Origin of the sequence: Streptomyces sp. NBC_00094, from assembly GCF_026343125.1 — a bacterium.
Taxonomy (GTDB): Bacteria; Actinomycetota; Actinomycetes; order Streptomycetales; family Streptomycetaceae; genus Streptomyces.
The window spans coordinates 7,183,729-7,195,676 of record NZ_JAPEMB010000001.1 but is presented as its reverse complement, the minus strand read 5'-3'; the positions used below and the strand labels follow the sequence as shown (position 1 = coordinate 7,195,676).

9 protein-coding genes are annotated in these 11,948 nt (G+C 70.9%); 2 read left to right on the top strand and 7 right to left on the bottom strand.

Annotated elements, in window-relative coordinates:
• Positions 1-28: 28 nt before the first annotated feature.
• Entirely contained in the window at positions 29-1,720 is a 1,692-nt protein-coding gene (locus OG580_RS31955) for a class I adenylate-forming enzyme family protein (RefSeq protein WP_267047119.1), read from the top strand.
• 79 nt (positions 1,721-1,799) lie between these two features.
• Here OG580_RS31955 and OG580_RS31950 read toward each other — a convergent pair whose 3' ends face one another.
• Complete coding sequence (locus tag OG580_RS31950) at positions 1,800-2,786, bottom strand: triacylglycerol lipase (protein WP_267047118.1); 987 nt, start codon at positions 2,784-2,786, stop codon at positions 1,800-1,802.
• A 249-nt stretch (positions 2,787-3,035) separates the two neighbouring features.
• Here OG580_RS31950 and OG580_RS31945 point away from each other — a divergent pair, with 249 nt between their 5' ends.
• Complete coding sequence (locus tag OG580_RS31945) at positions 3,036-4,904, top strand: hypothetical protein (RefSeq protein ID WP_267047117.1); 1,869 nt, start codon at positions 3,036-3,038, stop codon at positions 4,902-4,904.
• Positions 4,905-4,993: 89 nt separating this feature from the next.
• Here OG580_RS31945 and OG580_RS31940 read toward each other — a convergent pair whose 3' ends face one another.
• From OG580_RS31940 to OG580_RS31915, 6 genes are all read right to left on the bottom strand, one after another.
• A complete protein-coding gene (locus OG580_RS31940; RefSeq protein WP_267047116.1) occupies positions 4,994-5,392 on the bottom strand; it encodes a hypothetical protein in 399 nt (132 codons plus the stop codon).
• Positions 5,393-5,463: 71 nt separating this feature from the next.
• Positions 5,464-7,332, bottom strand: a complete 1,869-nt coding sequence (locus OG580_RS31935) for an alkyl sulfatase dimerization domain-containing protein (protein ID WP_323182639.1) — start codon at positions 7,330-7,332, stop codon at positions 5,464-5,466.
• Between the two features lie 6 nt (positions 7,333-7,338).
• Entirely contained in the window at positions 7,339-8,337 is a 999-nt protein-coding gene (locus OG580_RS31930) for an acyl-CoA dehydrogenase family protein (RefSeq protein ID WP_267047115.1), read from the bottom strand.
• Positions 8,334-9,455 (bottom strand): acyl-CoA dehydrogenase family protein, encoded by a 1,122-nt coding sequence (locus tag OG580_RS31925; protein WP_267047114.1) that lies wholly within the window; start codon positions 9,453-9,455, stop codon positions 8,334-8,336. The genes OG580_RS31930 and OG580_RS31925 overlap by 4 nt, the downstream gene beginning before the upstream one ends.
• Positions 9,456-9,506: 51 nt before the next feature.
• A complete protein-coding gene (locus tag OG580_RS31920) occupies positions 9,507-10,289 on the bottom strand; it encodes an enoyl-CoA hydratase/isomerase family protein (protein ID WP_267047113.1) in 783 nt (260 codons plus the stop codon).
• Positions 10,290-10,352: 63 nt separating this feature from the next.
• Positions 10,353-11,894 carry a long-chain-fatty-acid--CoA ligase gene (locus OG580_RS31915; protein WP_267047112.1) on the bottom strand — a complete coding sequence of 514 codons (1,542 nt, stop codon included), beginning with the start codon at positions 11,892-11,894 and terminating at the stop codon, positions 10,353-10,355.
• Positions 11,895-11,948: the final 54 nt, after the last annotated feature.

The window sequence follows — 11,948 nt, the reverse complement described above, 5'->3', positions numbered from 1 at the left end:
GGGCATGACCGGACAAAGGAGTTCCGCCATGACCACCCTCTGGCCGCAGGGGCTGCCCCGCACCCTCGACTACCCCGACGGCACGATCGCCGATCTGCTCGCCGGGTCCGCCCATACCTATCCCGACCGTGCGGCGCTGGTCGACGGCGACGAGCGGCTCACGTTCGCCGAACTGCACGAGCGGGCCCTGCGCGTGGCCCAGGGGCTGCGCGAGCAGGGCATCGCCCCGAGCGAGGCCGTCGCCCTGCACATGCCCAACTCGATCTGGTTCACGGTCGCGTACTACGGCATCCTGCTCGCGGGCGCCGCCGTGGTGCCGGTCAACCCGACGCAGCCGCCCCTCGCCCTGCGCCGCCAGCTCGACGACTCGGGCGCGGTCGCGGCCTTCACCCACCCCTCCGTCGCGGCGCAGATGTCCCAGGCCCTGGAGGGCTCCGAGACCGTCCGCCGCGTCTGTCTCGCACCGGCCACGGCGGCGGCCCCGGCCGGTGACCGGGCACCGGTCGCGTTCCCCGTCGCGACCGTCGCGTTCGACGACCTCATGAAGGCGGACGCGGCGCCGGCGACGGTGGTGGACGGGGACTCGGTCGCGCACCTCGCCTTCACCGGTGGCACGACGGGCGTGCCCAAGGCCGTGCGGGTCCTGCACCACAACCTCTTCAAGAACGTTCTCCAGGTGGCGTGCTGGCGCAGCGCCGCCCTCCCGCACACGGATGAGCAGGGCCGCATCACCCTGCGCCATGTGGCCGAGGCCCGGACCGCGCACCACATCCCGATCGGCAGCGCGACCGGTATCTCCATCGCCCCGCTCTTCCACGGCATGGGCATGGTCAGCCAGAGCATCTTCGTCGTCGCCGGACTCACCGTCGTCGTGTTCGGCCGCTTCGAAGCGGTCCGCTACCTGGACACCATCGAACGACTGGGCGTGCACGCCATCACCGGCTCCCCCGCGCTGTGCCACGCGATCCTCGCCGTACCCGACGTGCGCGAGCGCGACCTGTCCTGCGTACGGCTGGTGAGCAGCGGCTCCGCACCCATCAACCCGGCCGCGACCGCCGAGCTCGCCGAGATCTTCCCGAACGCCGTGGTGAGCGACGGCTACGGACTGACGGAGGCGACGATGGGCGTCGCGATCAGCCCGCTGGACCGCACGATGCCGCGCCCGGAGGGCAGCACGGGCCTGGTGCTCTTCGACACCGAGGTCGAGATCCGGGAGCCGGACGGGGTCACGTCCGTGCCTCCTGGCGGGCGGGGCGAGGTCTGGGTCAGCGGCCCGCAGGTCACCGACGGCTACCTCGGCCACCCCGAACTCACTGCCGAGCAGTACGTGGACGGCTGGCTGCGCACCGGCGACCTCGGCACCCTCGACCCGGACGGCTGGCTGTCGCTCGTGGGCCGGGCGAAGGACATGCTCATCTACAAGGGGTACAACGTGTACCCGGGCCCGTTGGAGAACCTCCTGCGGGAGCACCCGGCGGTCGCCCAGGCGTCGGTCGTGGGCCGGCCGCACGCGGAGCACGGGGAGATCCCGGTGGCCTTCGTCTCGCTGAAGGCCGAGGCGGGCGCGTCGGCCACAGCCGAGGAGCTGATCGCGTACGTCGCCGAGCGCGTCGCCCCGTACCAGCGGATCCGGGACGTGGTGATCGTGGACGAACTGCCGCTCTCGGCGACCGGGAAGATCCTCAAGACGGAGCTGCGCAGGCGGGTGGCCGACTCCTGAGGCAGGGGCACGGCCGTCGTACCAGTGGGGCCGGGCAGAGCGCACGCTCTGCCCGGCCCCACGTGCTTGTGCCGCGGCGCTACTGGGCGTAGGCCCGCAGCGGAGGCTCCGACGGGACCTTCGTGGCGTTGAGGATCTCCGCGGTGAAGTTCGCACCGGTGACCGCCGTGCCCTCCACGGCCTCGTGCGGCCAGACTCCGGGGAGGTTGACGTCCAGACACTTGCCGAACGGCAGCCGGCTGGGGCTCGCCGGCCCGGAGTGCGACAGGGCGTCCACGACCAGCTTGTAGGTGACGGCGTCGTACAACATGCTGAAGTGGGCGACGACCCGGCCGGCACAGACGTCCTGGACCAGGATGTTCTTGGCACCGTCCAGGGGCGCGGTCGTGAACGGCGTGATCGCCTCGTCGGTGAGGCTGTAGATGTTGGTGTACGCGATGTCGCCGGGGGTCTCGTCGTCCCGGTTGAGGGCGGCGACGAAGTCGGACCCGATGGTGAACTGGTGCAGCGCCGGTGCGCACCAGCCGATGCAGAAGAGGTTGCCGCCGGTGATCCCATGGCCGGGGTTGGCCAGGAGGACCAGGTCGTCGACCCGGCTCCGCAGGTGCGGCCACCACTTCACGGCCCAGCGCATCTCCATGTTGCCCTGGCTGTGGCCGATGACGTCGGCCTTGCGGCCGGTGGCGGCGTAGATCGTGTCGATGGCGTGGACGACGTACTCGGCCGCCTCCTGGATGTCACCCATCGACCTGTTGGGCAGCTCGACGCCGCAGACGTCGTAGCCCGCGTCGCGCAGGGCCGGGGCATAGTTCCAGCCCCAGCTCTCCTCGTACGTGGACGTGGTGCCGTGGACCAGCAGCACCGGCTCACGGTCGGGATGGGTGAAGGAGCCGGGGCAGCGCAGGGCCGCGTCGAGTGTGGCGACGGGAGTGTTCAGCGGCGGCTCGGCGGCGGCCGAGGCGGCCGGGACCGGGCCGATCAGTGCGGCGACGAACGCGGCCACCAGTGCGGCGACGAAGGTGCGGGCTCTCCCCCGCCGGATCAAGGGGTTCCACCATCTGTTCACGGACGACTCCTTTGTCGGTACGGCGGTTCACCATGACCGGGCCGCCCCAGCCGGACAAGCCCTCCCGGCACGCCCCCCGTGCCCCCGGCCGAACTCCTGTGACGCGGCACAACGCAACCCCTTCGAGGGCGGCGGGCGGCACAGCCCGATTGGTCTCCCTCCCCGCTTGCCGCACCTCCCGGTTGCGCTCACACGCTTCTCCCATGGATCCGCGAACGTGCGGAACACCGGAGAAGGAGCGCTATTCCCATGACTGTTGGCAGAAGTACCGAGGCTCGCGGCGGACACCGCATCGGACTGGCCGTTGTCACCGCGATGACGGCCGTCCTCGGCTCCGTGGTCACCGCCGCCCCGGCCTCCGCGGCCTCCCCGGTGCCGGGACCGATCCTGAACGTCACGGAGACGGCCCAAGCCCAGGTCAACGAGTGCTACGCCGGCATCGGGTTGCATACCGCCCCGAACCCGGACGGCACCTGCCCGACCGGCTACCAGCAGAAGATCGACGGCGGCTACATCTGGGCCGCCGCACGCTCCGGCGACTACGGCTACTTCGGCACACTGTCCAACGTGCTCTGCGGTGGTATCTCCACCTTCACCACCGACGTGCCCGCCGCGCACGAGGTTCCGGGCGTCAACTCCTGTGAGTACGGCCAGAGTTCGGGGGCCACGACGTTCGGCCCGCGCATCGGCGACTCGCGCATGCCGCAGGTGCTGCGCGTGAACGCGGACACCCAGAAGGTCGAGGACATCTCGCCGAAGGACGACCCGCTGTTCCAGAACACCACGGGTCTGCGCGGCGCCGCCGCCAACGGCGACATCGTCTTCATCATGGGCCTCAAGCAGCCCACCGCTCTCGACCCCCGCCAGGGCATGTCCCTCTTCGCCTTCGAGGGCAGGACCGGCCGCTTCCTCGGCTCGCAGCTTCGCACCGACCTGATCTCGGGTCGCGGCGGCGTCCAGGGCCCCGACGGCAACCTCTACCTCGCGGGCCGCACGGCCAACACGGCCGGTGGCGCCTCGGGTCTGGGCGGCTCCATTCTGAAGTGGACGGGCAGCCTCGAGGACCCGTTCCAGTTCGAGAGGGTCGGCGATCTGCCGAACGACGCCGGCTACTTGACCGTCTTCGGCAACCGCCTCGCCGTGTCGGGCTGGATGGGTGTGCTGCCCGCCAAGAAGTCCGCGTCCTTCGGCGGCCCGTCCAAGATCTGGATGAGCCCGGAGCTCCGCGAGGGCGGACTCACCACCACCGACGCCGCCGGCTGGAAGCCCATCTTCTCGTGGGACGACTACGACCCGGACCCGGTCGTCGGCAAGTCCATCGTGTGGGGCGGCATCAAGGAGTGGCGCGGCGACCTGTACGTCGGCAGCTACAACTACGCCGGCATGACCTCGGTCACCTCGCTGTGGAACGAGTACGGCGAGCCCGCCTCCGAGGTCACCCGGCTGCGTGACGTCGGGAAGGCCAACCGCGCCGCGACGATCTTCAAGATCTCCGACCCGGGCACCGCGAAGCAGAAGGTCACCCTGCTCTACGGAGAGTCGACCCTGCCGGTCTACGACCCCGCGTCGAAGACCTGGTCCAACAAGCCCAACAAGCTCGGCCAGACCCCGAAGTTCGGCCTGTCCGGCTTCGGCAACCCGGCCAACATGTACTCCTGGACCTTCACCACCTTCCAGGACAAGCTGTACATGTCGACCGCCGACGCCACGGGTCTGACCACCCCGGCCGCGTTCACCAGCCAGTACTCGTACGGCACCTCGGACGCGACCGCGACCGCCCTGGAGAAGGTCATCGGCCCGGCCCTGTTCAAGACCATGGGCGGCGGCGACGTCTACCGCATGGACGACCCCGACAAGCCGGCCGTCGCCGAGACCCTCAACGGCTTCGGCAACCGTACGCAGCACGGTGTCCGCGTCTTCCTCCCGTTCGAGGACAAGGGCTTCCTCTGGGCGGGCATGGCCGGCGGCTACAACCTCAAGGCCACCGACAAGGACCGCGGCGGCTGGTCGCTGGACAAGCTCACCCCGGGTGCCATGCGATCCCCGCTGACCCACTACATCTCCCCGGACGTCTCCAAGGCCGTCCTGGGCGGTGTCGGCCTCGGCATGGGCTTCTGACCCGATCTCGCAGGTCGCGACAGCACACGACACGGACAAGCCCCCGTCACCACTCACCGGTGACGGGGGCGCTTTCTTTGTGCCCGGGGTCAGGAAGCCTCTTCGCGCGCTCTCTTGACCTGGCGGGCGACCCGCTGGCGGGAATTGCCGGAGAGGCGAGCCATCTCGGTGAGTGTCAGCCCGTCGTCGTCGATCGCCGACCGGTACAGCTCTCTGCGGAGCACCGCCAGGCTCTGATAGACGGTCTTGAGCGCCGAGCCGAACTCGTATCCGACCGCGGTCATCTCACTGCCCGTCAGTACGGCGACCGGCAGTCCCTTCTGACGGGCTTCGAGCAGGCGCGGCAGCCCGGCGTCGAGTCGGCGCGCCACCCGCTCGACCTCGCGGCACGCCTCCACGGCCGTCTCCACCAGGTGGGCCAGTCGGTCGTCGGTGGTGTTCGTGGTCGTGGTCGTGGTCGTGGTCGTGGTCGTGGTCGTCACGTTCATTCGTTCGTCCTTCGGGGGCATGAAGGAGCCGGGGCCCGCTTGGCGCGGACCCCGGCACGGTGGTGCGGTGGTTACGGCAGCACGATCGGGAAGTTGCGCGCCGGCTTCTCCAGCAGGCCGTGGAAGGTCGCGAGCACGGTGACATCGCCCTCTACTGTGACGGCGCCGGAGCCGATCGACTCCGGGAAGGAGGTGTGCTGGGCCAGGATCCGGTCCAGCGTGGACCGTTCCAGGCGGAGGATCAGCTGCGGAGCCTCCGCGCCGGGTGCGTCGCCCCGCATCGGGGTGAGCACTCCGTTGCCGACCAGGAGCGTCCATACCTCGTCGGTGTCGGTGAACTCCCATCGCAACAGCAGCCGGTGGGCGGCCGCCCGCGGTCCGTCGAGCCGGACCGCCATCGACTCGAACAGCTGCCGGGTGGAGAGCGCCGCCAGCATGTCGACGCTCTCCTTGCCGGGGGCTCCGGTCCGGCGCCTCTCCTGACCGGCCTCGCGCAGCTCCTTGGCTCCGGTGAGGTAGATGTTGCGCCAGGTGCCGTTCTCCTGGCCGAAGCCCAGCCGCTCGTACGTCTCCGCCTGCAGTTCCCGTGCCTCGGTGTGTTCGGGCTCGGAGAACAGCACATGGTTGAGCAGTTCGGCGGCCCAGCGCAGGTCGCCGGCCTCGAACGCCTCACGGGCGGAGGCGACGGTGGCGTCCGCTCCGCCGATGGCGGCGACGTACCGCCTGGCCTGCTCGACCGGCGGGTGCTGCCACAGGTGCGCCGGGTTCCCGTCGTACCAGCCCATGTAGCGCTGGTAGACCGCCTTGACGTTGTGGCTGAGGGAGCCGTAGTAGCCGCGCACGCTCCAGGCCTTGCCCAGCTCGCCGGGGAAGGACCGGATCTCCTCGGCGATCTCGGGCCCCGTCAAACCCTGGTTCATCAGCCGGACGGTCTGGTCGTGGAGATAGGCGTAGGCGTCACGCTGCTGGGTGAGCATCCGCATCACCTCGTCGTGGCCCCACGTCGGCCAGTTGTGGGAGCCGACGAGGATCTCGGCCCCGTCGAACAGCTGGATCGATTCGGTGATGTACGACGCCCAGGCGTGGGCGTCGCGGACCTGGGCGCCGCGCAGTGTGAGGACGTTGTGCAGCGAGTGGTTGACGTTCTCGGCGATGAGCAGGACGCGGTGGTCCGGCAGGTAGAAGTTCATCTCCGAGGGGGCCTCGGTGTCCGGCGTCAGCTGGAAGACCAGCCGGACTCGGTCCAGGACGAGCTCCTGACCCGTCGCCGTGATGCTCAGTGTCGGTGCGATCAGGCCGACGGTGCCGGTGGACAGGGCCTGTCCGAGACCGAATCCGACCGACGCCTCGGGGCCGACCGGCAGCGAGCGGCCGTACATGTAGACGGCGCGGCGCAGCATCGCCGGTCCCGCGAAGACGTTCTCGCTGACGGCGTGGTCCATGAACCCGTCGGGCGCGATGACGGCGCATTCGCCCGCCTCGACCTCCGCGTGGGTGGTGACGCCGAGGACGCCGCCGAAGTGGTCGCCGTGGCTGTGCGTGTAGATCACGGCCTTCACCGGGCGCTCACCGCGGTTGCGGGTGTACAGCCCGAGGCCTTCGGCGGCGACCTCTTTGGACGTCAGCGGGTCGACGACGACCACGCCGGTCTCGCCCTCGATGATCGTCATGTTGGAGACGTCGAGGCCGCGGACCTGGTAGATCCCGGGCGCGACCTCGAAGAGGCCCTGGGCGGTGTTGAGCCGGCTCTGTCGCCACAGGCTCGGGTGGACGGTGTCGGGGCACTCGTCCTTGTTCAGGAAGTCCCAGCGGTCGTTGTCCCAGACGACCCGGCCCGCTTCGTTGCGCACGACGCAGGGCTCCAGTTTGTCGATCAGGCCACGGGTCGCGTTGGCCTGGTCGGTCGTGTCGTCCCAGTCGAGTTCGGGCATGTCAGGCATGGTCGGTCATCCCTCACGGTCGATGGCGGCAGCGGTGGCGGTGATCCGGGTCCATACGCCGGCCTCGCCGGCCTCCGCCGCGCGCCGGCCGAGGCTCTCGGCCCAGTGCCGCTCGGAGGCGACGGCGTCGCGCCAGGCCCAGAGGCGGCGGGTGAGCCGGTGCAGCGGGTACTCCTCGGTGATGCCCATGGCGCCGTGCAGCTGGTGCGCGATCTGGGCGATCTCGGTGGCGGCGGCGGCCGTGGTGATCCGCACGATCTCGGCGGCGCCAGTGTCCGGGGCGGCCTCTCGGGCCAGGGCGAGGGCGGCGTCGGCCTGGACGAGTTGGACGCGCATCCGGGCGAGGTTGCCCGCGACGGCCGGGATCCTGAGCAGGGGCGCGCCGAACTGCTCGCGCTCGGAGACGTACGTCCTGGTGAGTCGGTACGCGCCGTGCGCGGCACCGAGCACGGCGGCCGACCAGAGGAGGGCGAGGCGCTCGCGGACCTCGGCGTGCTCCGGCGCACCCGCTACGACGGTGACGGGCGTGCCCGCGAGGAGCACGGTGTCGCGGGGCTCCCCGGCGATGTTGTCCACGGGCCGCACGGTGACCGAGGCATGGGCGAGGTCGACGACGAGCGGCGCGGTGCCGGGCGCGCACAGCACCAGGCGTGCGGCGTCGCGGGCCCACGGCACGGCCGTCAGCTCGGCGATGAGGGTGCCCGACGTGCTCTCGGGCTTCTCGTCGAGCAGCAGGACCGTGGTGAGGCCGTCGACGAGGTTCCCGGCGTGGCTGAGGATCCAGTCCGCGGTGGATGCCTCGACGATCGGTACGCCGATGCCGTGTCCGGCGAGGGACTCGACCACCACGAGCAGATCGTCGAGGGAGCCGCCGGAGCCGCCCTCCTCCTCGGCGATGCCGACCCGGGGCAGGTCGAGCTCGACCAGGCTGTCCCACAGGTCGGGCTTGCCGGACGCGGCCAGGTCGTCGACCAGACTGCGCAGTTCGTCGGCGAACTGGCTCATGAACGGGCCTCCTGGCGGGCGATGAGGGAGAGCAGGACCTCGGCCGCGCCGCCGCGCAGGCTGAAGGCCGGGGAGGCGAGCAGCGCCTGGCCGAAGGCGGAGTCGAAGGCGGGGTCCTGGCACAGGTCGGTGCGGCGCAGCGCCTCGATGACGTCGTGCTCGAAGGCGTTGCCGAGGAACTTCAGGGCCGCGGCCTGCTGGACCGGGGCCTGGCCCGCGTCCATGGCACCGGCGACCTCGAAGCAGAGCCGGCGGAGGACCGCGAGGCGGGCGACGAGGGAGCCGAGCAGCGCGTGCAGCTCGCGGTCGCCCTCGTCGCGGGCGGCCGCGGCGATCAGCTCCACGAAGACGGGGTAGCTGGACAGGGCGCGCTCGGCGCCGCCGCGCTCGAAGGAGAGCTGCTCGACGACCTGCTTCCAGCCCTTGCCGGCCTCACCGATGAGCCGGTGGGCGGGCACGAGGACGTTCTCGAAGCGCACCTCGTTGAAGTGGTGCTCGCCCGCGAGGTCGACGATCGGGGTGACCGACACGCCCTCGGCGTCCATGTCGAGGACGAACTCGCTGAGCCCGTCGTGCTTGCGCTCCTCACGCGAGGTACGGGCCAGCAGATAGGCGTGGGTGGCGTGGTGGGCCTGAGTCGTCCAGATTTTATGGCCGTTGACCAGCCAGCCGCCCTCGACCCGCTCCGCGGTGGTCCTCACCGAGGCCAGGTCCGAGCCGGCTTCCGGCTCACTCATGCCCAGGCAGAACACGGCCTCGCCAGAAGCGATCCTCGGCACGATCTCCTCCTGGAGCGCGCGCGTGCCGTGGCGCAGGATCGCCGGCCCGATCTGCCGGTCGCCGATCCAGTGCGCGGCGACCGGGGCGCCCGCGCGGAGCAGCTCCTCGGTCACGGCGAGCCGTTCGACGTTGGTGCGCCCGGCGCCGCCGAACTCCTCCGGGTACGTCATGGCGATGAGCCCGCGGGCGGCGAGTTCCTTGCTGAACTCCAGGTCGAAGGAGCGCAGCCAGGAGTCGCTGCGCGGGGTGTAGCGTCCGGCGTCCCGCCACTCGGCGGTCAGCTCGCGGACCTGCGCGCGCAGTGCGGCGCAGGAGTCCGTTCCCGGGGTGTGGTCCATGGTGGCCTTTCGGGCGTACGAGGCGTACGAGGCGGTACGAAGCAGATGGGGTCAGCGGCCGGTGAAGACGCCGGGGCGCTTCTCCTGAAAGGCCGCGAACGCCTCCTGCGAGTCCTGGGTGGAGGTGATGACGGCCATGTGGGACGAGATCAGGTCGAGTGCGGTCCGCAGGTCATGGCGTGCGCCCTGACGGACCGCGCGCTTGATGGTGCGGATCGCGACCGGCGGCCGTTCGGCGAGCCGGGCGGCGTAGGCGTACACCGCGTCCATCAGGTCCTCTTCCTCGTGCACCTCGTCCACCAGGCCGATGCGCAGCGCCTCTTCGGCGCCGACGAAGTCGCCGGTCCACAGCATCCGCAGCGCGGTGGAGGTGCCGACGGCGCGGGGCAGGAGCCAGCAGCCGCCGTCGCCGGGGACCAGGCCGACCTTGATGTAGCCCTCGGAGAAGCGGGCTCTGCGGCCGGCGAAGCGCAGGTCGCACAGGAGCGCCATGTCCATTCCGGCGCCGACGGCGGGGCCGGTGACGGCGGCGATGACCGGCTTGTCGACGTCTTCGAGGGCCAGCGCGACGCGGTGCACGTTCTGCGTGAGGAGTTCCTTCTCCCCCAGTGGCGCCCGCTGCTCCCCCTTGAAGGCGGAGAGGTCGACGCCGGAGCAGAAGGAGTCGCCGGCTCCGGTGACGACGATGACGCGCACCTCGGGGTCGACCTGCGCGTCCGTCAGGGCGTCGGCCCAGGCGTGCACCATGTCGATGGTGAAGGCGTTCTTGCGCTCGGGGCGGTTGAGGAGGACGGTCGCGATCCCGTCGCGGACCGTGTACTCGAGATCGGCCATCGCCGTCCCTTTCTCTGGTGGGTCCGCCTGGAGCCAGGTGTGTCCAGGCGGATCCCGACGGATCTAGTGGATGCCGGCCCGCAGCTCGCGCTTGAGGACCTTGCCGTTGGGGTTGCGGGGCAGCGCGTCGACGAAGTGGACCCTGCGGGGCTTCTTGTACGAGGCGATCCGGTCCCGGGTGAAGTCGACGAGCTCCCGTTCGGTGGGGCGGTCGGCTCCCGGGCGCGGGACCACGAAGGCGGTGACGGCCTCGCCCCACACCTCGTCGGGGAGACCGACGACCGCGACCTCGGACACCGCCGGGTGCTCGGCGAGCACGGACTCGACCTCGGTGGGGTACACGTTCTCGCCGCCGCTGACGATCATGTCCTTGATGCGGTCGGCGAGGAAGAGGTAGCCGTCCGCGTCGAGGTAGCCGCCGTCCCCGGTGCGCAGCAGGCCCTCGGAGTCGTACAGCGCCCCGGTCTCCTCGGGCCGGTTCCAGTAGCCGGGCGTGTTGTGGCGGGAGCGGATCCGGATCTCGCCGACGGTCCCCGCCTCGACCGGCCTGCCCGTCTCGGGGTCGGCGATGACGACGTCGACTCCGCGGCGGGGCCTGCCGACCGAGGTGAGCAGGTGCTGCTTGGGCCCGTCGGGCTCGTGGTCCTCCGGCGGCAGCTGGGTGACCGTGCCGCCGCCCTCGGTCAGCCCGTACTTGCCCATGAAGTGGCAGCCGAAGAGGGCCATCGAGCGGCGCAGCAGGGCAGGGGTGATGGGTGCGGACCCGTACGTGATGAGGGTGAGGCGGGAGAAGTCGCGCTTCTCGATGCCGGGCAGCTCGGTGAGCATGTGCAGGACCGAGGGGACGAGGAAGGCGTGGGTGACGCCCTCCCGCTCGATGGTCTCGGCCGCCGCCTCGGGGGCGAAGTCCGGGAACATCAGGCTGGTGGCGCCGGCGGTGAGCGCCACGCGCAGCCAGCCGAGCCCTCCGATGTGGAACATCGGCAAGGCGTTGAGCGCGACGGACCCGGGTTCCCAGAGGTACTCCTCCAGCTCGGTGGAGTCGGCGTAGAAGTTGCCGTGGGTAAGGAGGACGCCCTTGGGTACGCCGGTGGTGCCGGAGGTGTAGATCTGCAGGAACACCTCGTCGGCGTCGGTGCCGGTGCCCCGGCCGGGATCGTCGTCCGGGTGGGCGGCGAGCCAGGACTCGTACGCGGGCACGTCCGGCTCCTCGGAGGGGCCGATGACGATCAGCCGCACTCCGGGAAGGGCCGCGCACACGGCATCGGCGGCCGCACGGAACTCGGGTTCCGTCAGCAGGACCGTCAGCTCGGCGTCCTGGGCGACGGCGGTCAACTCGGCAACGGCCAGGCGCCAGTTGAGCGGGACGGTCACCAGTCCGGCCTTGGCCGCGCCGACCAGGATCTCGCCCGCCTCGTTACGGGTGCGGGCGAGGAAGCCGATCCGGGACCCGGTAGCGGTCGCGGCGAGCAGCGCGCGGGCGATGCGGTTGCTGCGGGAGTCCAGTGCGGCGTAGCCGATCGTGGCACCCTCACAGCTGAGCGCGGTGGAGGTGCCGCGCTCCGTCGCGTGCAGGCGGATGGCGTCGGGCAGATGCAGGCCCATGAGGGAGTCCCTCCATCGTCGTTGGCAGAGGATGCGGCGATACGGAAGCGCTGA

Excerpts from the sequence above, each read along its gene's own strand:
- OG580_RS31935 (WP_323182639.1), bottom strand. The coding sequence starts at position 7,332 with ATGCCTGACATGCCCGAACTCGACTGGGACGACACGACCGACCAGGCC.
- OG580_RS31930 (WP_267047115.1), bottom strand. The coding sequence starts at position 8,337 with ATGAGCCAGTTCGCCGACGAACTGCGCAGTCTGGTCGACGACCTGGCC.
- OG580_RS31915 (WP_267047112.1), bottom strand. The coding sequence starts at position 11,894 with ATGGGCCTGCATCTGCCCGACGCCATCCGCCTGCACGCGACGGAGCGC.
- OG580_RS31955 (WP_267047119.1), top strand. The coding sequence starts at position 29 with ATGACCACCCTCTGGCCGCAGGGGCTGCCCCGCACCCTCGACTACCCC.
- OG580_RS31925 (WP_267047114.1), bottom strand. The coding sequence starts at position 9,455 with ATGGACCACACCCCGGGAACGGACTCCTGCGCCGCACTGCGCGCGCAG.
- OG580_RS31920 (WP_267047113.1), bottom strand. The coding sequence starts at position 10,289 with ATGGCCGATCTCGAGTACACGGTCCGCGACGGGATCGCGACCGTCCTC.
- OG580_RS31945 (WP_267047117.1), top strand. The coding sequence starts at position 3,036 with ATGACTGTTGGCAGAAGTACCGAGGCTCGCGGCGGACACCGCATCGGA.
- OG580_RS31940 (WP_267047116.1), bottom strand. The coding sequence starts at position 5,392 with ATGAACGTGACGACCACGACCACGACCACGACCACGACCACGACCACG.